This window comes from Sinorhizobium garamanticum (assembly GCF_029892065.1).
GTDB classification, from domain to species: Bacteria; Pseudomonadota; Alphaproteobacteria; order Rhizobiales; family Rhizobiaceae; genus Sinorhizobium; species Sinorhizobium garamanticum.
Genome location: NZ_CP120375.1, coordinates 462,229 through 484,691, shown reverse-complemented (window position 1 = coordinate 484,691; position 22,463 = coordinate 462,229). Strand labels below are relative to the sequence as shown.

Sequence of the window (22,463 nt, the reverse complement as noted above, 5' to 3'; positions counted from 1 at the left end):
GTGACGATCGCGATGCCGATCTCCACCAACGCAATGACGACCGCACGGGACTTTGCGGCGCCGGGGTTGAGAAGCACGGGCTTGCTTTGGAGTCGCGGCCTCCTCCGCGGGCTTGCCCCTTCTTCCGCGATCAGCGCCTTCGTGCGTTCGAGAAGCGGATCGGCCCCGTTCTTCACGAGCAGCACAGCGGTGTGCTGGAATCCGTTTGATGTAGCCTTGGTGCCGTATATCGAGCTTTCCAGGAACGAGATGCTCCAACGCTCGCCCACTCGGCCAACATTGATGAGCGCGGTTGAGCACACCGTCATGGGACGCCAGCGCCTCGGCGAGGTCGAACGCGCGGTCGATTTGGCGTTGGTTATAAATCAGCCCGACCAGCCGCGCGCCGCCCGAACGGAATACTATGTCCGGCACCTTCGAGTTCAGGATCAGGCGGGTGCCCTCGGCTTTGGGGTCGCAGCCGACGATAAGGATCTTCTCCCCGAGGCCGGCAAGCGCTGCGAGGGTACTTTGGGATGTGGACTCGTCGATGCGGCCCTTGCCATAGCATCCGATCTGACGCAAACTTGCCACTTGCTTTTCCTCCTTCGTTCGATCCGTCAACTACGACATGAATGCCGGTCGGCAGCTCTCGCCGCTTGCAACGAAGGCTTCAAAACTCGTGCCAATTTGGCCGACTTCAGCTACAAAAGACTTTTGTGATTTGTTGTCAGCTACTTACCCTCGGACAAACACGAGATTAGCAAACAAGGGCCACGTCGCGGGCCCGACAAACCCGACACGAGGTCCTGATCCACCTCGCGCACCTTGTGGAGGAAGTAAGGGCGCCGTGGCACCGTGCAAAGAGATTGCGCTTCCTCCGGCAATGGGCCATGTGTTTGACGGCAGCAATCAGAGTGCTGGCCGGCCGCAGATGACGGAGCAAGGCATTGATGACTCGCGTCTTCTGCGGATCAGCAGATCACAAAAATTGTGAACACAGTGGAGAGCGCCGCTTTGCAGATCGCCGCCAGCCCAGCAACATCCATTCTTCTGCCGTTTGACAAACGCTCCGCACAGATGGGCCCTCCATTGGACCTGATGCCTAAGCAACGTCTCCCGAACTGCCGGCTGCTTCCGGCGCAGGCCTAAATCGAGATATGCTAGCAGTTTGCCACTCGAGAAAAATCGCCGCGCCATCGGCCCGGCCGCATGGACCAGAATCGTTCTCTTCGCCAAATCCCGGCCGAGCATGCTGGTCTTACCGGCGCTTTCCTCCTCAACGCAACCATACTGGCATGCCGTCGAGAGGGGACGTCCAGCTTTTCGCTTATACGTGATAGCGCAATACGGAACATCCACCTGCTCCAGCGGCTCATCACCTCATCACCGGGCTCAACGGACAGAGCAGGGTAACGTAGCGCACGACGGCCATCGGCGATGGGTGCTGCTGGGTGAGGATGATTCGGCTCCTCAAAACTGCTGGAGCCGGCCCGAAAACTTAAAAATCCGCGCAAATAGCTCACGCGTCGTATTCGCCGAAACACTTAACGCGCATTACGGTCGCGTTGGCGCACGTTCAGCTCGCGTGATGCGCAGTCTCGAATTCTGCGCTTTGCAATCGCATGGTACTTTCATGAATGCACGGCGATTGAACGCTACCTTATGTGACTTTAAACCGCCCAAGCATCTTCTTGAGCTCTAAGTTCTCCGCACGAATCTGCTCAGCGAGCAAACTCTTGAGTCGCTTATTTTCTGCGTCAAGGGCCGCCACTTCCTCGAGGGAGATCGCATGTTCGACAGATTTGGTCTGCTCGCTCTCATCCTGATGCACGCCCATCGAAATATATGTTGTATAGCGCTCGCGCCGTCGAGAAATGCCGCTCCTTGACGGTGTCCGAGGTGGCGGGACTTCAGAGCTCCCTTGCCGATCCACTACAGCATTGCCTGCGGGAGGATTGTCCTGATGCTGCTTCGACACCTCAGCCTCTACACTGTCGCCTGAGGCTACCGGTCTGCGTGCACCGTCGAAGTCACCTGCGTCTCTGGCAACAGGACCTGCGCTCGGATCGGCCTGCGAGCCCTCCCCTACATCAGGCGTTGGGGACGTCTCCGTTGAATTGAATAGATGTGGTGCCTGCTCTTTCACTTCGCGGGCCAAGGCTTCGAAGTCCGTCTCCCCCCAAATTGAGTTCGGGCGTCCCTTTGGCTGCCGCCGCCCGGGCTTGAATTCAACAATGAAGCTCCGTGGTGTTTTCATATGTCTCAACCGCAAGAAACCATCAACGGCCAACGCCGATCGGCGCCACCGCTTCTGGACAAATACTGCTCGTCACTCGTCAATTCAACTGGCGGCAGTCAATGAGCGCATTGGCAATGCAGCAGCTTGCGTGTTTTTTTCGCGAGCCGACCGCGCCAATGAGCAAAATTGCGTTCCCAGCGGACTCCCCATGTGGTTTCAGTCCAGCCCGAGCCGCTTACGCAGCTCAGCATTCTCCGCACGCAACTTGTCGGCCAGGAGTTGACGAAGCCTCGAGTTTTCCTTTTCGAGTTGAACGAGATCTGCCAACTCATCTCCGGCCGGACGAGTTTTGTCGTCCTTTTGATCAACGGGCTTTGCTGCCCGTTTCCACTGATAATAGGTCTGCTCCGATATGCCGGCGCTCTTGATGGCGTCCTTGAGGGTGCTCTTGCGTTCGGCGACTTGCGTCTCGATTAGCTTGAGCTTATCGTTTTTTTCTTGATCGCTATACCTCCTGGGCTTAGCAGCCGTCCCTTTGGAATCACGAACTTGTTCGGCAGCCGCCTTCTGCAGTCGTGGCGACCTCCGCTTTTTAGCAGTGGGGCTTTTAGTTCCCGCATTCGCCTCAATCGTAGCGAACGGTCCCGCCTTACTCTCATCAGCCATCTGTAGTTCCTCCCTGAGCCTCATATGATTTTGGGTTACTACAGATTCAACGCAAGCGTCAAACTGCGACTTCACGTATGGTTGATTTCTAGTGCCCGACGTCGTGCGCGGCTCATGGTTATTGAACTCGCCCATACTGGTGCGGCTCGAAGTTAACCGACAAAAGCCAATGGATTCCCTGCTGCTGCGCGAACGGTGAGGCTTTGACGACGGGGATAGCCCCATGCCCAGCGCGATCGTTGACCGACTTCTGGCCTTCACCGACGGTGCGATTGATCAACCGACCGACGATTGCCGCGCTCAATGTTGACCGCCGCCACTCAGGCACGCTCGGGGGCCTTGGATAGCTGCGTGCCTAGTCTGGAGCCGCTGGTATCACCATAAGCGCTGGACGAGCGCCCCGCGTGGGTCTGGCGATGACGATCGTTATGTTTGTCTCGCTTGTGCCCGGCTCCTTTCGGCCCCAAAACACTGTGCCTTCATATTACCACGGGCGAATTTGCTACATTACCAATCGTGCTCGCCGAGAGACTTGACGAGCATTGCGATCCGACTGCGCACTTGAAGATCGCCGACGCGGGAAAACGCCCGGACGAGTTCGACCCCTTCCCCGCTCGCCGCGACTTCCATCACTTCGGGCGGGATGTCGGCTTGGTTGGCAGCGTCGTGCCCGCTCGATTCGGTTTTGTCAGGCATGCCCTCAAAGAAGCATGAAGCTGCACGTCCAAAGCCTCGGCTATCTGCTGAAGGCGGCTCGCAGCGACCCGGTTCGAGCCTCTTTCGTACTTTTGTACCTGCTGAAATGTCACCCCGATGGCTTGGCCGAGCGCCGCCTGCGACATCTGCTGCCAGACGCGCCGTTGGCGAATTCGACGGCCGACATGAACATCCACAGGGTTGTGCCTGCCTCTCTTTTTCTCGGGGTTAATACTCGGCATAGTTACCTCCCCGGTGCGCCTTCCTCTGTCGATTGCATTTTTCGGCGCGCCGGGGTCCAGATTCGATCTACAGCAAGACGCCTAGCTTAGTTGGCTCAGTTCAGGAAGTCACCAACTCATTGAGGCATCTCTGTTTTCGCGATCGTGGTGCATGCCGGCAGGTAATGCAGTGTTTCGGCAATCCCTTTCAAATGTCTGCTGCCCATCGACTGGCGCTATGCAGTTCACACGTTGGCGGAGGCTTCCGAAAAGCCTGACGGCGCAAGCGATTCCGTTTAGTAACGTCTAAGAGGTTTCCGACTGGGCTTTCATGCGAGCCCCCTCCTCTACCAATAACTCCCGCATCCAGATGCTTGCAGGATCACTGTTGTAGACGGCGGGCCACTGGATAGCCTCGGTGAATGGAGGAACTGGCACCGGAAGTTCGACGGTCCGCAGGGGTGTCGTTTTTGCGAAATAATTGACGAGACGCGACGGCACGGAGGCTATACGGTCGGTGTGTAATAGCAACGGCGGGATCAAGGTAAAGCCCGGCACGACGAGTTCGATACGTCTCATGATCCCGTGCTCCCCCAGTAACCACTCCTCGATGTTGGGCTTAACCGTACGCCCGAAGTTAGCTGAAACATGCCCCATCGACATATATGTTTCGACGGAAAGCTGTCCTGATAGCTGCTTGTTCGTGGCGCAGCCGACGCACACGAGTGTCTCGTCGAAGAGTTTCGCTCTGGGATGCGCGCCCGACATAAACAATTCCGGCAGGATTAGAAAATCGACATCGCCGCGGCGGAGAAGCTCATCAGGCTCGTCATCGAGAGCAACTAACTCGAAGGTGACGGCGGGGGCTTCTCGTGCGACGCGCTGCACGACCTTCTCAAAGAACACGAGTATCATGAAATCGGAAAGGACGAGCCTGAAACGCCGTTCCGAATGGGCAGGATTGAACGTTTCCAAGGAAATGATGGAGAACTGAATGTGCAGCAGGGCGTCCCGAACCGCGGGGGCGAGCGCTTCCGCACGCGGTGTTGGAATGAGTTCGCGGCCCTGCATTGTAAATAGGTCGTCGCCGAAATAGGTGCGCAGCCGGGCGATAGCCGCGCTCATAGCTGGCTGACTGAGATTGATGCTGCGTGCCGCGGCCGTGAGCTTGCGTTCGGTCATCAGAGCGTCGAGCGCCACGAGGAGATTTAGATCAAGGCCTTTGAAACGCATGTCTCAGGGTATCCATAGCGTGGATGATTGGCATTCACACAATCAATTTTACCAATGTTGCGATCTGCTTATATAAGACCGCGAACTTAATCGCAATCAAGGCGTCGACGGAAACTTAAGAAGTCAGGATGGTCCCTGATTTGACCGGTTCTGCTCTGGGGGCTCTCGTCAACCGGCGTCAAATCCGCCTGCCAGGCCTAACGTGCGCTTATCCTACCACTGCTTTGATCGTGTTTGGGTAAATACAACGAGCTGGAGTTCTTGCATGTCCTCGGATGTACAGTGGAAACTATGCTGGGAAAATGAGTTGGAACGCTCAGACCACTCAGAGCTTAATGAGTTCTTCAACAAAACCTACGGGCCGACGGGCGCGTTCCACACGAAACCATTCGAGGGCGGCCGAAGTTGGGCCGGCGCGAGGCCGGAACGACGTGCAATTGGCTACGACTCCCGCGGAATAGCAAGTCACATGGGCTTGTTGCGCCGTTTCATAAAGGTTGGTGAGACTGATCTTGCCGTGGCTGAATTGGGTTTGTACGGGGTGCGACCGGATCTCGAGCGAATGGGCATCGGTCATTCGGTCAGCGCATTGTTTCCAACGCTGCAGGAGCTCGGCGTCCCCTTCGCCTTCGGTACGGTTCGGCACGCCATGCGGAGCCACGTCGAAAGATATGCTCGAACCGGTATGCTTAGCGTGTTGACTGGGGTTAGTGTCCGGTCGACCCTTCCAGATTTTCATCCCTACATGCCCCCCACCCGCACCGAGGACCTGCTCGTCTTGGTAATTCCGATCGGACGCACCATGAGCGAGTGGCCGTCCGGCACGTTGATAGAACGAAACGGACCAGAACTGTGACACAACTCGACTATCTGCGCGAAGTGCCGGTTGATAGCGCCGGCGGCACCGAAGATCGCAGCGTTTACCTGACGTTTGACGATGGCCCCAATCCATTTTGTACGCCGCAGATACTGGATGTCCTGGCTGAATACCGGGTGCCGGCGACGTTCTTCGTCATCGGTGCGTATGCGAAAGAGCAGCCGGAACTCATCCGACGTATCGTCGCGGAAGGTCACGAGGTTGCTAACCACACGATGACTCATCCGGACCTGTCAACATGCGGACCCCACGAAGTAGAACGTGAGATAATCGAGGCAAATAAGGCCATTATCTCGGCGTGTCCCCAGGCTGAGGTCCGCCATATACGAGCGCCTTACGGGGCCTGGAGCGAGGACGTGCTTTCCACATCGGCGAGCGCCGGACTTCGGGCGATCCACTGGTCGTCAGACCCTCGAGATTGGTCTCGCCCAGGCGTCGACGCGATTGTTGACGCAGTACTTTCCACTGCTCGACCTGGCGCAATCGTGCTTCTGCACGACGGCTGTCCTCCCGATGAGGCTGAGCTTCTCGGTCTGCGTGACCAAACTCTTTTGGCCCTTTCCCGTATCATCCCGGTGCTGCATGGGCGTGGCTTTGCAATTCGTGCACTTCCCTAGCATCACTGAACAGACGAGAGCCCATGTATCTGCTTGACACAACCAGCACCGCCGCCATAGCGATCTATGCCCTCCTCTCGACCGCTTACAAGAGCATGCAGGTCCTTTATGCTCGCCCGACAAACGGGTCAGTAGTCTCGGCGGCACGGGTCGAGACCGGCCGCCGGCCAGCCGTGGATGTTATCGTCCCCTGCTTCAACGAGGACCCGCGCATCCTCTCGGCGTGCCTCGCGTCCATTGCAGACCAGGATTATGCTGGAGAACTGCGAGTCTATGTCGTTGATGACGGTTCTAGGAACCGCGACGCCATGGTGCGTGTACATGATGCTTATGCGCGCGATCCGAGGTTCAGCTTTATTCTGCTCCCGGAGAATGTCGGAAAACGCAAAGCGCAGATCGCCGCGATACGCCAATCATCTGGAGATTTGGTGCTAAATGTGGACTCAGACAGCACTGTCGCGTCCGACGTCGTCACCAAGCTCGCATTAAAGATGCAAAGTCCGGGGGTCGGTGCGGCCATGGGCCAGTTGACCGCCAGCAACCGGCGTGACACTTGGCTGACGCGATTGATCGACATGGAGTATTGGCTTGCCTGCAACGAGGAACGCGCGGCGCAGGCACGCTTCGGTGCCGTGATGTGTTGCTGCGGCCCATGTGCTATGTACCGGCGGGCCGCGCTCGTTTCCCTGCTAGATCAATACGAGACGCAACTGTTTCGGGGCAGACCAAGTGACTTCGGTGAGGATCGCCATCTGACGATTCTCATGCTGAAAGCAGGCTTTCGAACGGAGTATGTTCCGGACGCCGTCGTGGCAACAGTCGTGCCGGACACGCTTGGATCGTACCTGTGCCAACAACTGCGTTGGGCACGCAGCACGTTCCGGGACACGTTTCTAGCGCTCCATCTACTACCTGGCCTCGACCGCTATCTCACCTTGGACGTGATCGGGCAGAATATCGGGCCGCTGTTACTCGCCGTGTCGGTAGTGGCGGGCCTTGCACAGTTCATACTGACAGCCACAGTGCCGTGGTGGACGGTCTTGATGATTGCATCCATGACCATGATACGCTGCAGTGTTGTAGCGGTTCGTGCTCGCCAAGTTAGATTTTTGGGCTTCGCGCTGCACACACCCATCAACCTCTTTCTGTTACTTCCTTTGAAAGCCTATGCGTTGTGTACATTGTCTAATAGCGATTGGCTGTCGCGCGGTTTCGTGCCGAATGTACCAGACAGCGGTCGAAAGCAGAACTCGGTGCAAAGCCCAGGGTTGGTGACATCTGACGGCACATACAATGGCGAGTGATAGTCGGATGACCGTAAACGGGCGAGTTTTGGAAAAGAAAGCGAAAACTCAATTGTTAAATCGTGAGTTGGCCCCAGAGGATCTGTGCCCCCTTGAGCCGAGTCCGTTCGAACGGGAGCGCCACACGGGTTTAAGCGTCAAGATTTCCACACCGGATTCCATGGCAACCGTGGCAATCGATCTTGCCGGCGTAAAAAAGTCATACGGTGACCGATCCGTTGTCGATGGGCTATCGTTCACCGTTGCGGCGGGTGAGTGCTTCGGTCTGTTAGGGCCGAACGGCGCGGGGAAAAGCACGATCACGCGCATGATCCTCGGCATGACAACGCCTGATGCGGGTGAGATCACTGTGCTCGGGGTGCCAGTGCCGGCGCGGGCTCGTCTAGCACGGATGGGTATCGGCGTAGTTCCGCAGTTCGACAACCTCGACTTGGAATTCACGGTGCGCGAGAACTTGTTGGTCTTCGGGCGCTACTTCCGGATGAGCACGCACGAGATCGAAGCGATAATCCCATCGCTCCTTGAATTTGCGCGCCTGGAGAGCAAAGCGGATGCCCGTGTCGCGGACCTATCCGGCGGCATGAAGCGGCGCCTGACACTGGCGCGTGCGCTCATCAACGACCCCCAACTCCTGATATTGGATGAGCCGACCACTGGACTCGACCCGCACGCGCGCCACCTGATCTGGGAACGGCTGCGCTCGCTGTTGGCACGCGGCAAGACGATTCTCCTGACCACCCATATCATGGAAGAAGCCGAGCGGTTGTGCGACCGGCTGTGTGTGCTCGAAGAAGGGCGCAAGATCGCCGAAGGCCAGCCTCACGTGCTGATAGACGAGCAGATCGGTTGCGAGGTGCTTGAGGTCTACGGTGGGAATCCCCATGAGTTGACTGCGCTGGTGAGTTCATACGCGCGGCACATCGAGGTGAGCGGCGAGACCCTCTTCTGTTATGCCCCCGACCCAGAGCAGGTGCGAGTGCAGTTGGACGGGCGCGCGGGTCTGCGCATTCTACAGCGTCCGCCTAATCTTGAGGACGTCTTCTTACGGTTGACCGGGCGTGAGCTGAAGGACTGAACGATGTGGAAGCTTTATGCGGCGGCTCTGCCCGCCAACGGGTGGAACTGGGTTGCCGTATGGCGTCGCAATTATCTGGCATGGAAAAAAGTCGCGCTTGCGTCGATCCTCGGCAACCTCGCCGACCCCATGATTTACCTGTTCGGCCTCGGCACTGGCTTGGGAATGATGGTGGGGCGCGTTGACGGCGTATCGTACATTGCATTTTTGACGGCCGGAATGGTCGCGACAGGCGCGATGACCGCGTCGACCTTCGAAACGATTTACGCGACTTTCGCCCGCATGCGCGCTCAGCGCACCTGGGAAGCAATCCTTTACACACAGGTCACGATCGGCGATATCGTTCTCGGTGAATTAGCGTGGGCAGCGACCAAGGCCTCTCTGGCGGGTACCGGAATCGGTATTGTCGCCGCCATGCTGGGCTACGCGGAATGGTTGTCCGTCCTCTATGCGCTGCCGGTCATTGCCCTGACCGGCCTAGCGTTTGCGAGCCTAGCCATGCTCGTCACGGCACTTGCGCCCAGCTACGACTATTTCATATTCTATCAGACGCTCGTCATCACACCGATGCTGTTCCTGTCCGGCGCTGTCTTTCCAGTCGACCAACTGCCTGGCGCTTTTCAACATGTAACACGATTCTTGCCGCTGGCACATTCGATCGAAGTCATCCGTCCGACAATGCTCGGCCGCCCGGTAGTCGACGTCGGTCTGCATGTCGGCGCTCTTTGCATCTACGTAGTAGTACCATTTTTCTTGTCGACTGCATTGCTCCGACGACGCCTTATGCCTTGACCAGACATGGTACGGTGGACAATACGCGTCATCAGTGGACACTTACGCTAACGTCTATTGGAGCGTGCGCGGGACTAGCCATGCCTTATCGCGGCATGGAGGAACGGCGATCGGGCATGGTCGGATCGTTGCCCCTTAGGGGGCGATCACCTGCGCTCCAGCGTTCGTTGCTGCAGTACCTGAGGCGATGGAATCGGCGCCTCACGTTAGATCGAGGCTATTATCTGGGCGCATCGATCCTCGCGGCGCTCCTTCGGCACAGGCGCGAAGTATCCGTGAATGTTACGAGTGTTTTCCGCGCCTCAGACCGTTTTGAGGAGGCAGGAGTCGCTGCTCACCGCTCGCAACGTGTCGGCGTAATCGGCTGCTGCGGCATGAAGCTGTGGAGGTTCCAGTTTGTCCGCCTGGTAGACAACGAATGGCTTGGTCCATCGGAGCCCGCAGCGATGGGAAGTGGCCCGCAGCGGGGCAAGCAACGCGTCCATTGTGAACATGTTTTGGCCACCAGGACCGTAGGACTCTGGAGCACTGCCGGTGGTAACGGCGATCAGCAGCGGCTTGCCCCGGAGTGCCCGACCCTCGTGCTCGTATGTCATGTAGAACATGCGGGTGAGAACGGCATCCTGCCATGCCTTTAGGAGCGCTGGCGTGGAATACCACTGGAAAGGAAACTGCAGCACTATACGGTCGGCTGAGAGAAGGCGCGCAGCTTCGCGCCGGCCATCCCGTGACGAATCGATACCGTTCGGATAGAGAGCCTGCATGTCGGCAATCTCCACCCCCGGCAGTCCGGCTGCCGCCGCGACAAGGGCCTTGTTGACCTTGGAACGGGCCAAATCCGGATGGAAGACGAGGATCGAGGTCTTTGTCATCGTGGTTTCCTTCGTTTCTGGCGGGAAAACGATGATCCAGGATTAGATTCTATTCCAATCGATTTAGACACATAGTTCTATCTGTTTCATGAATTCAAGAAGCCTCTACTCAAGCTACTCGTCCTGTCGATTGTTTGACAGTCGCAATTCGGGACGGCCATCCTCGCGACTCGCAACGCTGTTGATGAGTTCCTCTAAGAAAACTTCGAGGGGCCTTCTGAATCCGAGTCTCTTGCGTGGTCGGTCGTAAAGGCGTTGCTCGATCCATCGCAGGCGCTCTTCAGTGATGGTGCTGAAGTCGGCGTGGTGGCAAGTACTGGCGTGTCAGTCCATTGCGTTTTCGTCGCTGCCGCGTTGCCAAAGCAGAGTATGGATCGGCAAAGTAGAGATCAGCCTGCGGGGCCGATGATCGGCAAATTCTTTGCCGTTGTGCCGACGCCGGCATCAACCGGCGGGCAGATGCGCCGAGGGCAACAAGCGCGCCCGACGCAACGTCGCCAAATCGGCCGAACCGGTGCAGAAGCAGGCGACGGCCAACTGGCGGATGACGATCTCGAAATGCGCGACAACCGCCTCGGTGGACACCGTCGCCGCGCGCAGCACGCCGGCCGCCTGCCCGGCGATGTCCGCGCCCAGGCGGATGGCCTTGGCCACGTCGACGCCGTCGCGGATCCCGCCCGACGCGATCAGCTTCACCGTTGGCAGCGCCCGACGTACCGCCTGCACGCTGGCCGGGGTCGGAATCCCCCAATCGGCGAACGCCATCGCCACTGCACGGTCGGCGGCATCGCGGGCGCGCTCGCCCTCCACCGCGGCCCAACTGGTGCCGCCGGCGCCGGCGACATCGATCACCGCCACGCCCGCCTCGACGAGTGCACAGGCCACCGAGGCGGACAGGCCAGACCCCACTTCCTTGGCCACAATCGGCACGGCCACGCTGCGCGCGGCGCGAGCGATCTGCGCCAGGACGCCTCGCCAGTCGCGGTCGCCCTCCGGCTGTACCGCTTCCTGCAGCGGATTGAAATGGACGATGAGTCCATCGGCCTCCAGCGCATCCACCGCCCGGCGCGCCAGGTCCAGGCCGTCGGCCTCGCGCAGTTGCGCGGCGCCGATATTGGCCAGCAAGGGAATGTCTGGGGCCAGGCGGCGCAGCGCGCGCGTCAGCCCCTGGGAGTTGTGGGATTGCAGGCTCACGCGCTGCGAACCGACGCACATGGCGATCCCCAAGGCTTGCGCTGCCTCGCTCAGATGCCGGTTGATGGCCTCGGCGCGTGGCATGCCGCCGGTCATGGAGCTGATCAGCAGCGGCGCGCGCATGGTCTTGCCCAGCAGCGAGGCGCGCAGGTCGATCTGCGTCAGGTCCAACTCGGGCAATGCGCAGTGTTCGAAACGGATGTGCTCCCAGCCGGCGGCGACCGTGGCCGGCGCCGTTCGCCGATCCAGCACGATGTCCAGATGGTCGTCCTTGCGCCGGCTCAGGGCGATGTCGCTCATGCTCGCTCCATCCATCGCATCGGGCGACGGCGTTGCGTCGGATCGGACCGACGGCAGCGCGCGCACGTCGCCGCCTCCCGCGCGTTCAGGCCGGCGCACGCTGGCCTCCGCCCGCAGCGTCGCTGCGGTAGCGGCTGGTCGAGGTCAGGTAGTACTGCGCGCGGATGGCCGCCATGGCTTCGATCAACGGTCCCCACGGCGCGGGAAAGCGTTCTTCCGCCATCACCCGGTGCAGCATGCGCGTATGGCCGGCCAGCTCGTCGTTGAGGAACTCCACCACAGGCATAGCCGGATAGCGCTGCAGCAGCAGGATCGCCGCGTTGTCGGCCTCGCCGGCCGACCTGTCCTTGTCGCGTCCATGCAGATCGTTCTGCAGGCGCCCTATCGCCGAGATGAGCCGCAGGACCTGGCGAAACGCCGGACGCGCGCGCAAGGTCGCCATGTCCAGCCCCCACAGCAACGACAGGCAACAGAACACGTTCACGTAGGCGATCGAATCGATGCCGTTGTGCAGGTACTCGGCGTAGGACCAGCATTCCGCCCCTGCCGCCTGCGCGTGTCCGGCGCGCAGCGCCGCGCAGTAGCACCGGGTATCGTCGAGAAGCTGAGCATAGTCGCGACGATCGTAGGCGAGCGCGGCCAGCGAAGCGCGCAGCATAGCGCAGCCCTCGAATCCGGGGAGCGCGCACGGCACGCCCTGCCCCAGCGCCTGCTCCACCGCGGCGAGCTGCTCCGGCGCGATCAGGCCAAGGTCGTTGCAATCGTCGAGCCAGAACAGCAGCGCCAGTTCGCGATAGAACGCCACAATCAGCGTTTCGTCCTGCGGATCGCGGCCGGTGCGGGCGCTGGTGTCGCGCAGGCTCGGGTGGATGCGCTGCAGGATGTACTGGCCGCCCCTGACCGCTTCCACGGCATGCTCGTCGGCGAACCCGGTCAGGGAGCGCCCCCACTCCAGCACCTGCGGCAGCGCGCGTTCGGTCTGGATCATGGCGCCGCTCCTGCTCCCTCGGCCAGGACGCGCCGCCCCCAACCAAGCGCCAGCCACAACCCGGCGAGTTCGGCCACGCGCACGACGCGGGTGGGGCAATACAGTTCCTTGCCGATCCACAGCGGCGTCTGCGGCAATGCATGCGCCGCATGGCGGGCGAGCATCCACTCCAGCGCACGCGCCACCGCCTGCGCGATGCGCCGGCGCCCCGTCGGCTCTTCGCTCCCGTCCATCATGTGCAACGCGAACAGCGCATAGGCGGTTTCCTCGAATGTGGAGGCGCGACCGGCGCCCCAGCCGCCGTCGTCGCGCTGCGCCCGCAGCAGCGCCGCCAGCGCGCGCTCGTCGCGCCACTGGGGCTTGCCTTGCGCCAGCGCAGCGACCGCATGCGCGGTGGGATACAGCCACGAAACGTGCCATTTTTCGTTGTCCCAAAAACCGTGAGGGTTGCGATTGGCCTCGACGTAGGCGCTGGTGCCGGCGGCGGGCTTTCCCGACAGTCGCAACGCATGCAGGGCATGGATGTTGGTCGACACCGAGGCATTGCGCTCGCCGGGGAAGGTGACGAACAGCTCGCCGATTTCGAAATGGCGCAACGCATCGACCGCCGGGTCGCGGCCTGCAAGGCGCAGGACGCACAACGCAACGGCGGTGTCGTCCGCATCGGCCGCGAAGTGCAAGGCCGGGCCCAGACCGCGCACGCCCAGGCGGGCGTCGAGCTGCGCGACGATCACGCGCACCGCGTCGGCGAGCGCGGGATGCGCGAACAGCCCGGCCAGATGCAGGGTGTACAGCGACCAGCATGGCTCGAACACATTGATCGGCCAGACGTTGGGAACGACACCTTCGATGCCGCTGCGCGTCGCCCGCGATGCCGCCTGCAGATACGCGTCGGCGCGCCCGACCTGCGGCGTGCTCCCCTGTGTCACGGCGTGCGCACGCCACGCGGCGGTGGCCGCCGGACTGATGCCGATGCTGCCGTCGTCATCCAGGCATGCGGTGGTCGGCGACGTCCCCCAGGCTTCCCAGGAGTGCAGCAACGGATGGCCGCTCGGCAACGTCGCCACCGCCCCCAGCTTGACCAGGCGCGCTTGCCGCAAAGGCAACAGTGCCGGGTGGCGCGGAAACGCCACGCCGCTCCGCAAGGATGCGGCCTCGCCGGACAACTGCGGCAGGATCAGCTCCGCGCCGATCGGCGCGTCTTCCGGCACCGCATGCGCGTAGGGATCGGGCTGGCGCTCGAGGAACCGGGTTGCAGCCTGAACTGCGTCGGCAGCGCCGGGAAGAGGATCGGCACGCTGCAATGCCAGCAACGCCGCCCACGTGGGCGCATGGCGGAACAGCGGGAAGTCCGCGCTTCCCCATCCGCCATCGGCCTGTTGCTGCGCGATGAGCCACGCGTACGCGTCCTGCCGACCGGAGACGTTGCCGTGGAACTGCAGAGCTCGCGCCGTGTCGTAGACGGAGGGACCGACGCTGCCGCCGTCGCTCATCTCGCTCAGCAGGTGGCGCAATTCGGAAAGGATCTGTTCGGACAGCGCGTTCACGCGGGATGTTCCTTCTGCAGAGGGTTGACGAGAACCAGGATCGGCCAGACGCAGCGCACGTCGCCGCCGGCGCGGCGACGCGCCCCGATGCTGGCGCTGGTCCGCCGCATAGGCTTGCGCGCAACGCGCCGCGTGCGCCGCGGCCGTGCTGGCCAACCGCTGCGACCGGCGCCGCGGACTCGGACACAGTGCAGCATGCACCGCTGCCGCCGGCCGATCGCAGCGGCACAGGAGCGACTCCATGCGGAGGCGCTCATGCGCATGGCGCGTGCTTGAACAGATACGCGTTGGCCCGCTGCAGCATCTGCGCCAACCGTTCCGCACGCGGCCCCAGCGGGGCGATGGCCTCCCCGGCGTCGCGCAACAGATCCAGCGCGAACTGGCGCGCTGCCTGCAGCCCCATGATCGACGCGCAGGTCGGCTTCTGCGCCGCCGCGTCCTTGCCGGGGGTCTTGCCCAGCGTCGCGGTATCCGCTGTCGCGTCGAGAATGTCGTCGACCACCTGCAACGCCAGGCCGAAACAGGCGCTGTAGCGATCGAGCGCACAGTACAGCGCAGCGTGCGCGGCATCCTCCGCGATGGCGCATAGCGCGCCCATGCGAACGGACGCGCGCACTAGCGCTCCGCTCTTCATCCGGTGCATCGCCACGATCCTGTCCAGCTCGACGTGCTTTCCGACCAGCGACAGATCCATGGCCTGCCCGCCTGCGGCACCCTCGGCGGACACCGCCTGCGCCAGTTCGCGCACGAGCGCGATACGGTTGTCGCCTGGCGCATCCAGGCTTGCCAGGGTCAGGAAGGCGTGCGCCTGCAGCGCATCGCCGACCAGGATCGCAGTGGCTTCGCCGAACTTGACGTGCACGGTCGGAAGGCCGCGGCGAAGCACGTCGTCGTCCATCGCGGGCAGGTCGTCGTGGACCAGGGTACAGGCGTGCATCATCTCAATGGCGGCGCCGACGTCGTCGAGCATGTGCGCCGGCGTGTCGGCCAGTGCGCCGGCAGCCAGACAGAGCAAGGCGCGGGTGCGCTTCCCGCCATGCAAGGTGGCGTAGCGCATCGCCGCCATCAGCTCGGTCTCACCGTCGTCTTCGGCGCAGAGAAGACGCGCCAGCGCCTGTTCGACCCGCTTTGCGCCGTCCTGCATCCAGATCTCCGGCAGCAGCCTGTCGGATGCGCCGGGCGCCTGCGCGCCCAATCCGCCGAGCGCGGAAGCGGCAGTTCGGTCGTCGTGTAGCGTGGAACCGGTCTGCATGTTGTTCATGTCCTTGTACCTGAAAGGAGACGGCCACGGCGAGCGGCGAGCCGCGGTGTTGCCGGCGTCGCACCGAGCGCGCGCGCCGAGTGGAGCAATGCCGCGCGTCGCCGGCGCCGCTGCGTCGCCACACGGGGCATGCGATGCCGGCTCATGAGAATCCGATGCGGATTGTCATGGACGGATGTGCGGTCGGGTAATAGCGTCGGCCTTTTTCGACGCCGCTCAGCAACCGCGGCCGCACCCCGGCCTCGTGCATGGTCAGCGCCAAGGCGATGCAGAACTGCACCAGTTCCAGCCATACCAGATGGTAGCCGATGCAGACGTGTGGGCCGGTACCGAACTGCAGCATGTCCACCGGCCGGATCGGCTCCGTGCGTTGCAGCCACCGCTCCAGGCGGAACTGATCAGGCGCCTCGTGCAGCAGCGCCGAGGTCGAGAAATGCAGCAGCGGGATGCACAAATGGGTGCCCGCGGGAATGCGCCGTTGGCCGAGTTGCAATTCCTGCAGCGCGCGACGCGGCAGGAGCGTGGTCGCCGGATGTACGCGCAGCGTCTCGCGGAACAGCGCCTCGGCGACCGGACACTGCGCCAGGTCCGCGTGCCGGGTCGGCACCGCGCCCACGCGTTGCGCCTCCTCGACCAGGGCGTCCCACAGCACAGGCTGCCGCGCCAGCTCGATCACCATCCAGGCCATCGTCGAGGCGGTGGTGTCGTGACCGCCAAGCAGCAGCAAGCGGATATTGGCGACCAGGACGTCATCGGAGAGCGCATCGTCGCTGCGATCGAAGGCGCTCACCATGTCGGTGATCAACCCGGTGCGCGCGCCATGCGCGCGCGCGTCGCGGACGAACTGGCGCAACTGCGCGTCGATCCAGTCGCGGGCGGCGCGGCCGCGCCGCAACGGAAGTCCGGGCAGGTCGACCGGGGGCGCGACGATCAACTGCAGCAGTTGCCGGTACTTGCGATGCCATCCCGGCAGGTCCTGCGCGGGGATTCCCATGAGGCTGAAGATGAGCTTGAGCGTCAGGTCGCCGGTTTCGCGCAGGATGGTTACGTCGCCGCGGTCGCGCCACGCCTGCACCCGCGCCCGGATGACCGGTGCGAACAGGTCGCCGGTGCCGGCCTGGGTCAGCCCCTTGGGCAGGAACGCCGCCTTGATCCCATTCCGCGCCTGCCGGTGCGCGCCGCCGTCCTGGGCGACCAACGTTCCGCCAAGCAATTCGGGCGCGATCTCTTCGATCAGCGTCGAGGACACGTCCTTGTGCCGGAGCAGTGCGAACGCATCTGGATCCACGCAGGTCATCAGGTGTCCTGCAGGGCCGAAATCCAGCCAGAAGTGGCTGCCCAGCGTCCGTTCCGCACGCCGCAGCAGACGCGGCAGGTCGCAGACGATGGCGGGAAGATGCCCGACCAGGGGGAAAGCGCCGGGCACGACTGGGATGTCGTGCCGGAGCCGGTGTCGACGGTTCAGCGGGTTGAGCAGCATGGCCATCAGCTCCATCAGCAGCGCGGCGCCACGGCCGCTTCGGCGGTGTCGCCGGCAGGCCGCGCAGCGCGGCTGTTGCCACCGTCAGCGTACGTCGGCACATGCGCCAGCATGCCGCCGTCGATGCACACGACCTGGCCGGTGATGAACGCAGCATCGTCGGAGAGCAGGAACGCCACCAGCGCGGCCACGTCCTCGGGGCGGCCGACGCGCGGCAGGAGCTGGTGCCGGCGCAGATGCCGTTGCATGCACTCGTCCAGCTTGGCGAGGAGGCGCTCGGTCATGATGAGACCCGGCGCAACCGCGTTGCAGCGGATCTGGGCATGACCGTACTGGGTGGCGAGCGAGGCCGACAGCATGTTCATCGCCGCCTTCGACGCGGCGTAGGACGTCTGCGCGGTGTCACCGCTGAGCCCCTGGCACGATGACATGTTGACGATCGCGCCACCGCCGCGGGCGATCATCCGTGGGATGGCCTGCCGGCAGCAGAGCAGCGTGCCGCGCAGATTGGTCGCCATGGTCTGATCCCAGACCGCCAGGTCCAGGTCGAGGATCGCGCGGTCGAGCGGGGTCAGATGCATGGCGCTCGCGTTGTTCACCAGCAGGTCGACCCCACCGAAGTGCCGCTCCGCCGTTTCGAACAGCGCTGCCACGGCCTGCGCATCGGCGATGTCCATGGCCAGGGCCAGCGCGTGGCCCGCTTCGGCCGTGATCTGCGCAGTGCAGGCGATGGCCGCCGAGCCATCAATGTCGGCCACCACCACTCTGCCGCCCTCGCGCGCGATGGCGAGGGCGCATGCCTTGCCGATGCCGGCGCCGGCGCCGGTCACCACAGCCATCTTGCCCTCAAACCGTCCCATCATGTCCTCCTGGATTGCGTTGGTCTTTCGCGGCATGCCGCTCGGCCTCCGCCTGAGGAGGCGCAGGCGCGCTGCCGCGCTCGTCATCGCCAGCGCCGCTTTCGATGACCCGAATGGCGGCGACCGGGCACTGGCTGGCCGCGAGCCGCACGGCGGCGTGCAGAGCCTGCGGGACCGTCGCCACGCACACTTCGGCCACGCCGTCCGGTTCGCGCTGGCGAAAGGTGCCTGGCAGCGTCAGCACGCACTGCCCAGTGGTTCCGCACAGATCCTGGTCGACCACGACGCGCATCTCAGCCCCTTGCGCATGCAGCCGCACCGGCAGCGCGCGGAACGTCCTAAGGAACGCGGAGGGCTCCCGGGTCGGCTGCTCGGCCAATGCCAGCGTGGGGAAGCGCGCCTGGATCCGCGGCAGGCTCTCGGCCAACTGCACGCGGGCCAATTGCGCACCGAGGCAGAAGTGGATGCCGTGGCCGAAGCTCAGCATGATCTTCCCGTCGGTCGACATGCCAGGACTGGTGCCGTAGAACCGTGCGGGATCGAAGCGGTCGGGATAGGCGAAGGCGTCCGGGTCGCGATTGCCGGCCGCGATCAGCACGCGCACGTCCGCGTTCTTCGGGATCACCACGCCGCCCAGTTCGATGTCGCGCTGGGCGATACGCGGAATGGAGCTGAACATGGCGGGCGCGTCGCAGCGCAGGACTTCTTCGACGAATGCCTCCACCCCCGCGGCGTCTCCCTGCAGCCAGTGCCGCTGTTCTGGATACGCCAGCATCGCCAGGACCGCATGGTCGATGGTCGCAGCAGTGGTGGCGAAGCCGCCCAGCAGCATGCCCCAGAGCATACTGATCAACTCCGCATCCGACAGCGTGTCGGCATCGTCGTCGTGTGCGCCGACCAGCATAGACACGATGTCGTGGCGGGGATCGGTGCGCTTGCGCTGTATGAGGTCGCCGAAGTAGGCCTGCACCCTGGCGCTGGCCGCGTCCGCCGCGGCGAGCTGGGGATCGCTGGCGTGCGGGCTCAGGCCTTCCAGAATAGCGCCGATGCCGGCGGCGAGCCCGAACATGTCGTCCTGGGGCATGCCGAACAGTTCGGCGAAGACCAGCATGGGCAAGGCCAGCGCGAATTCCCGATGCAGGTCCACCGCCTCCCCGCGCTCCAGCGCGGGCGCCATGCCGTCCAGGCGCGCTGCGACGATGCGCGCGATGCTCGGCCGCAGGTTGTCGATCTGGCGCATGGTGAAATCGCGCGAGATCAGCCGGCGCAGACGCGTATGCGTCGGTGGTTCCTTCATCGCTAGCGTGGACGCCAGCAGATTGAGCGACAGGCTGGTCGCCGCTCGGGGGAAATAGCGCGCCAGTTCGCCCGGCGCCGGTCCCCGAAACGCATCGCCCGTGGCCTTGAGCGCCCAGTAGATGTCAGCGTGGCGGCTCAACAGAAAGAGGCCCGATGCCGCACGATGCACCGGATCGTGCTCGCGCAACCACCGCATGAACGGATACGGGTCGTGGATGCACGCTGGCGAGGCCAGTTCGGCGAAGGCGTCCCGGCATGCTGCCGTGGTTTCTTGCACGTCCATCTTGGTTACCTGTTGGCTGGCTGATCTGACTGGCGCGCGCCAGGCGCGCCGGCAAATTGCGCAGAAGATCGCGCTTCCCGGCGGCGTCCGCGCATCACCAGAGCACCGGGAACTCCTCGAACCCGCCAGTGATGATCTCCTTGCGCAACTTCAGTTCTTCGGGCGCCACGGCCAGGCGCAGCGCGGGAAAGCGCTGGAAGATCGAACCGAACACCACCTTGAGTTCCAGCCTGGCCAGCTCCACGCCGATGCAGTAGTGCGGCCCGTAGGAGAACGCCAGGTGCGGCTTTGCGTCGCGCCCGATGTCGAAGATTTCCGGGTCGTCGAAATGGCGCGGATCGAACGACGTCGCCGGCAGGCCGACCAGCACCTTGCTCTCCGCGGGAATATGCACGCCCGCGATGGTCACGTCGGTCCTCGGATAGCGCATGATGCCGTCCCAGCCCGCGCCCGGCGGGTACATGCGCAGGATTTCCTCCACCGCCTTGTCCACCAGGGATGGATCGCCGACCAGGCGTTCGCGCTGTTGCGGATGGCGGAACATGGCCAGCAGACCGAATTCGATCTGCGCGACGGTGCTCTCGTGCCCCGCCACCAGCATGCCCGCGGCCAGGCCGATCGCCTCTTCCTCGGTCGCTTTGCCCTGGTCGACCGCCGCGAGCAGATCCGTCAGCAGGTTGTCGCCCGGATCCTGGCGCTTATCCCGCATCTTGCCGCGAATGTAGGCGCGCAGTTCTTCCCAGGCCAGGCGCGACGTGCTGCGCGGGCCGCTTTCATGCTGGTGCGTCATCACCTCGTCGGACAGCGCGGCGAAAAAGGCGTGATCCTCGTAGAGCACGCCTATCAGCGCGCTGATGACCATGGCCGGAAGCGGAAAGGAGAGGTGGCGCCGCAGGTCGGCGGGCTGGGGCTGGGCCGCCAGCGTCTCGAACAACTGCGCGGCGATCGCCTCGACCTGCTGCGCGAGCAGCTTCACCCTGCGGTTGCTGAAGGCCGGCGCCACGATCGTGCGTAACCGGGCATGTTCGCCCCCCTCGTGCGAGACCAGCCACCCCGGCGAACCGAGAATCACCGAATCCGGGGTGAATGCCGCCGGCGGCATTCCCGCGGGCCTGAACGCCGCGTCGGACAGCACCGCCTTGGCCTCGTCGTAGCCTGTCACCCACCAACCTTCGTGCCCGGACGGGAAGCGCACGCGGTGGATCGGACCGTTGGCGCGTAGCGCCAACATCTCGGGCGAGGGTTCAATGTGATCGACGCGCCACATCGGCAGCGTCGGCAAGGGTTGTTCGGACATGGTGGCACTTCACTCTCTAAGCGATGGAAGGGCGGAAGGTGACCGGCAGGCGCTGCGGGCAGCGAATGACGTAAGACGGCATGTAGACGACGTCCTCCGCGGCGATGGTCAGCGCCAGATCGATCTTTTCCGGATAAGCGCGAGGGTCGGCGGCATCCTCGGGAGGCTTGTCGGGGTTGGAATCGATCGCCTTGGCGACGGTGGTCATCTGGGGCTGGGCGAAAGCCGTCATGGTGGGCACCGTCGCCAAGACGATCGTCATCATCAAGCTGTTCAGAAATGCACCGCGCATGGTTTGCCCCTTCGAAAGCCTCGATAAACGTAGCCGAAGTGGTTGAAACTAACCGCTTCGCCCTCTCTTCTACGCAAGAGCTGTGCCAGTCAGACACATTTGAATAGAACCCCTATACTTCAACGGGGTTGTTTGGGTGCAGCGGGCGGCCGTGTCGGGTAAATGACACCCTAGTGTCGCAACCACGACACGCTTGTCGCTTCCGGATGGCTTTAAGACAGAGTCTAACGGTACAGGAGTGCGGCCATCCTCCACCTTCCACAACTCGGTCATTTCGTGACCGCGTCCGTGGCAGCCTGCAGCTGGATGGTTTCGTTCCTGCCCGTGTCACCATCAAATCAACGTAAGACCGTATGTCGGTCTTCGTGGCTGAGGTGGCGCGCCCTACACTGGTCGTCCGAGGGTTGCTCGGACAGGCCGAGCCGATCCTCATCACAGGAGGACGAGCCGTGGTAGAGTATAAAGAATCTTTTGTTGGAATCGATGTCGCCAAACTGAAGAATGGAATTGCTATCGCTGAATCCGGCCGGGAGGGAGAGAGCCGCTTCTGGGGGTTAGGTCGAGGCATCGGATGCCAGCATGCGCCGCATCATCCAGCGGATAGCCGCAAAGTTTGACAGCGTGCATTTCTGTTATGAGCCCGGCCCAACCCGTTACGGCCTGCATCGGCTGATCCGATCGCTTGGCCATGAATGCGTGGTTGTCGCTCCATCATTGATTCCAAGGAAACCGGGCTACAGGGTGAAGACGAACCGTCGAGATGCGCTTGCGCTCGCTCGGCTATTGAGGGCCGGCGAGCTCACGGCAGTGTGGGTTCCTGGATCCGAAGGTGAATGTTGGGAATTCACGACTGTTGATCGATTTCTATCCTTACTTCAGAGGGATGAGGTGAGCAGCCACTCAAACCTGGCAGTCGGAGCGGCTGAATTGCGGTCATTGCGGTCATTGGCTCGGCTTGGACGAATGACCGATTTGGGCCGGGAGCGGACTGTCTGCTCCCCGGCGTTGAGACGGAACAGCCGCCTTGGGCGCGAAGCAGCCTTTCACCGCCCGAACCTCTTTATCCGCTTCCGGCGGAGGGGCCCAAG

Annotated in this window: 17 protein-coding genes and 4 pseudogenes; 6 read left to right on the top strand and 15 right to left on the bottom strand. The window is 62.8% G+C overall.

Features of this window, described 5'->3' with window-relative positions; all coding sequences use genetic code 11:
* Positions 1-399 precede the first annotated feature (399 nt).
* The 5 genes and pseudogenes from nifH to PZN02_RS31440 form a co-directional block, all read right to left on the bottom strand.
* A pseudogene (gene nifH / locus PZN02_RS31460) lies at positions 400-573 on the bottom strand (nitrogenase reductase); the annotation flags it as partial.
* A gap of 1,069 nt (positions 574-1,642) precedes the next feature.
* A complete protein-coding gene (locus tag PZN02_RS31455) occupies positions 1,643-2,239 on the bottom strand; it encodes a hypothetical protein (RefSeq protein ID WP_280663456.1) in 597 nt (198 codons plus the stop codon).
* Positions 2,240-2,437: 198 nt separating this feature from the next.
* Positions 2,438-2,887 carry a transposase gene (locus PZN02_RS31450; protein ID WP_280663455.1) on the bottom strand — a complete coding sequence of 150 codons (450 nt, stop codon included), beginning with the start codon at positions 2,885-2,887 and terminating at the stop codon, positions 2,438-2,440.
* Positions 2,888-3,394: 507 nt separating this feature from the next.
* A pseudogene (locus PZN02_RS31445) lies at positions 3,395-3,825 on the bottom strand (helix-turn-helix domain-containing protein).
* A 285-nt stretch (positions 3,826-4,110) separates the two neighbouring features.
* Complete coding sequence (locus PZN02_RS31440; protein WP_280663454.1) at positions 4,111-5,037, bottom strand: LysR family transcriptional regulator; 927 nt, start codon at positions 5,035-5,037, stop codon at positions 4,111-4,113.
* Positions 5,038-5,302: 265 nt separating this feature from the next.
* Here PZN02_RS31440 and PZN02_RS31435 point away from each other — a divergent pair, with 265 nt between their 5' ends.
* From PZN02_RS31435 to PZN02_RS31415, 5 genes are read left to right on the top strand one after another with little or no spacing between them, the layout of a single operon-like run.
* On the top strand, positions 5,303-5,893 hold the full coding sequence (locus PZN02_RS31435; protein WP_280663453.1) for a NodA family N-acyltransferase: 591 nt from the start codon (positions 5,303-5,305) through the stop codon (positions 5,891-5,893).
* Positions 5,890-6,531 carry a chitooligosaccharide deacetylase NodB gene (nodB, locus tag PZN02_RS31430; protein WP_280663452.1) on the top strand — a complete coding sequence of 214 codons (642 nt, stop codon included), beginning with the start codon at positions 5,890-5,892 and terminating at the stop codon, positions 6,529-6,531. Before PZN02_RS31435 ends, nodB begins: the two co-directional genes overlap by 4 nt.
* Positions 6,532-6,554: 23 nt before the next feature.
* Complete coding sequence (nodC, locus tag PZN02_RS31425) at positions 6,555-7,835, top strand: chitooligosaccharide synthase NodC (protein ID WP_280663451.1); 1,281 nt, start codon at positions 6,555-6,557, stop codon at positions 7,833-7,835.
* Between the two features lie 7 nt (positions 7,836-7,842).
* Positions 7,843-8,910: a nodulation factor ABC transporter ATP-binding protein NodI gene (gene nodI, locus PZN02_RS31420; protein WP_280663450.1), complete on the top strand. Its 1,068-nt coding sequence runs from the start codon at positions 7,843-7,845 to the stop codon at positions 8,908-8,910.
* A 3-nt stretch (positions 8,911-8,913) separates the two neighbouring features.
* Complete coding sequence (locus PZN02_RS31415) at positions 8,914-9,702, top strand: ABC transporter permease (RefSeq protein WP_280663449.1); 789 nt, start codon at positions 8,914-8,916, stop codon at positions 9,700-9,702.
* Positions 9,703-10,004: 302 nt separating this feature from the next.
* On the opposite strand, the gene PZN02_RS31410 is transcribed toward PZN02_RS31415, so the two are convergent.
* The 10 genes and pseudogenes from PZN02_RS31410 to PZN02_RS31360 all read right to left on the bottom strand — a co-directional run.
* Positions 10,005-10,574 carry an NAD(P)H-dependent oxidoreductase gene (locus PZN02_RS31410; RefSeq protein ID WP_280663448.1) on the bottom strand — a complete coding sequence of 190 codons (570 nt, stop codon included), beginning with the start codon at positions 10,572-10,574 and terminating at the stop codon, positions 10,005-10,007.
* Positions 10,575-11,018: 444 nt separating this feature from the next.
* Positions 11,019-12,083, bottom strand: a complete 1,065-nt coding sequence (gene fni / locus PZN02_RS31400) for a type 2 isopentenyl-diphosphate Delta-isomerase (RefSeq protein ID WP_425336391.1) — start codon at positions 12,081-12,083, stop codon at positions 11,019-11,021.
* Positions 12,084-12,153: 70 nt separating this feature from the next.
* Complete coding sequence (locus tag PZN02_RS31395) at positions 12,154-13,056, bottom strand: terpene synthase family protein (RefSeq protein ID WP_280663446.1); 903 nt, start codon at positions 13,054-13,056, stop codon at positions 12,154-12,156.
* A complete protein-coding gene (locus PZN02_RS31390) occupies positions 13,053-14,603 on the bottom strand; it encodes a hypothetical protein (RefSeq protein WP_280663445.1) in 1,551 nt (516 codons plus the stop codon). The genes PZN02_RS31395 and PZN02_RS31390 overlap by 4 nt, the downstream gene beginning before the upstream one ends.
* Positions 14,604-14,856: 253 nt before the next feature.
* Positions 14,857-15,855 (bottom strand): polyprenyl synthetase family protein, encoded by a 999-nt coding sequence (locus tag PZN02_RS31385; RefSeq protein ID WP_280663788.1) that lies wholly within the window; start codon positions 15,853-15,855, stop codon positions 14,857-14,859.
* 151 nt (positions 15,856-16,006) lie between these two features.
* Positions 16,007-17,350 (bottom strand): cytochrome P450, encoded by a 1,344-nt coding sequence (locus PZN02_RS31380; protein WP_280663444.1) that lies wholly within the window; start codon positions 17,348-17,350, stop codon positions 16,007-16,009.
* Positions 17,351-17,358: 8 nt separating this feature from the next.
* Positions 17,359-18,204, bottom strand: a complete 846-nt coding sequence (locus PZN02_RS31375) for an SDR family oxidoreductase (RefSeq protein ID WP_280663787.1) — start codon at positions 18,202-18,204, stop codon at positions 17,359-17,361.
* Positions 18,191-19,786 (bottom strand): cytochrome P450, encoded by a 1,596-nt coding sequence (locus PZN02_RS31370; protein ID WP_280663443.1) that lies wholly within the window; start codon positions 19,784-19,786, stop codon positions 18,191-18,193. Before PZN02_RS31370 ends, PZN02_RS31375 begins: the two co-directional genes overlap by 14 nt.
* Before the next feature lie 94 nt (positions 19,787-19,880).
* Complete coding sequence (locus PZN02_RS31365) at positions 19,881-21,083, bottom strand: cytochrome P450 (protein ID WP_280663442.1); 1,203 nt, start codon at positions 21,081-21,083, stop codon at positions 19,881-19,883.
* Positions 21,084-21,099: 16 nt separating this feature from the next.
* A pseudogene (locus PZN02_RS31360) lies at positions 21,100-21,204 on the bottom strand (cytochrome P450); the annotation flags it as partial.
* Positions 21,205-21,728: 524 nt separating this feature from the next.
* Here PZN02_RS31360 and PZN02_RS31355 point away from each other — a divergent pair.
* Positions 21,729-22,194 (top strand): annotated as a pseudogene (locus PZN02_RS31355) (IS110 family transposase); the annotation flags it as partial.
* Positions 22,195-22,463: the final 269 nt, after the last annotated feature.

Coding starts and splice junctions, on each gene's coding strand:
- PZN02_RS31455 (WP_280663456.1), bottom strand. CDS start 2,239: ATGAAAACACCACGGAGCTTCATTGTTGAATTCAAGCCCGGGCGGCGG.
- PZN02_RS31450 (WP_280663455.1), bottom strand. CDS start 2,887: ATGGCTGATGAGAGTAAGGCGGGACCGTTCGCTACGATTGAGGCGAAT.
- PZN02_RS31440 (WP_280663454.1), bottom strand. CDS start 5,037: ATGCGTTTCAAAGGCCTTGATCTAAATCTCCTCGTGGCGCTCGACGCT.
- PZN02_RS31435 (WP_280663453.1), top strand. CDS start 5,303: ATGTCCTCGGATGTACAGTGGAAACTATGCTGGGAAAATGAGTTGGAA.
- nodC (WP_280663451.1), top strand. CDS start 6,555: ATGTATCTGCTTGACACAACCAGCACCGCCGCCATAGCGATCTATGCC.
- nodI (WP_280663450.1), top strand. CDS start 7,843: ATGACCGTAAACGGGCGAGTTTTGGAAAAGAAAGCGAAAACTCAATTG.
- PZN02_RS31415 (WP_280663449.1), top strand. CDS start 8,914: ATGTGGAAGCTTTATGCGGCGGCTCTGCCCGCCAACGGGTGGAACTGG.
- PZN02_RS31410 (WP_280663448.1), bottom strand. CDS start 10,574: ATGACAAAGACCTCGATCCTCGTCTTCCATCCGGATTTGGCCCGTTCC.
- fni (WP_425336391.1), bottom strand. CDS start 12,083: ATGGATGGAGCGAGCATGAGCGACATCGCCCTGAGCCGGCGCAAGGAC.
- PZN02_RS31395 (WP_280663446.1), bottom strand. CDS start 13,056: ATGATCCAGACCGAACGCGCGCTGCCGCAGGTGCTGGAGTGGGGGCGC.
- PZN02_RS31385 (WP_280663788.1), bottom strand. CDS start 15,855: ATGCAGACCGGTTCCACGCTACACGACGACCGAACTGCCGCTTCCGCG.
- PZN02_RS31380 (WP_280663444.1), bottom strand. CDS start 17,350: ATGGCCATGCTGCTCAACCCGCTGAACCGTCGACACCGGCTCCGGCAC.
- PZN02_RS31375 (WP_280663787.1), bottom strand. CDS start 18,204: ATGGGACGGTTTGAGGGCAAGATGGCTGTGGTGACCGGCGCCGGCGCC.
- PZN02_RS31370 (WP_280663443.1), bottom strand. CDS start 19,786: ATGGACGTGCAAGAAACCACGGCAGCATGCCGGGACGCCTTCGCCGAA.
- PZN02_RS31365 (WP_280663442.1), bottom strand. CDS start 21,083: ATGTCCGAACAACCCTTGCCGACGCTGCCGATGTGGCGCGTCGATCAC.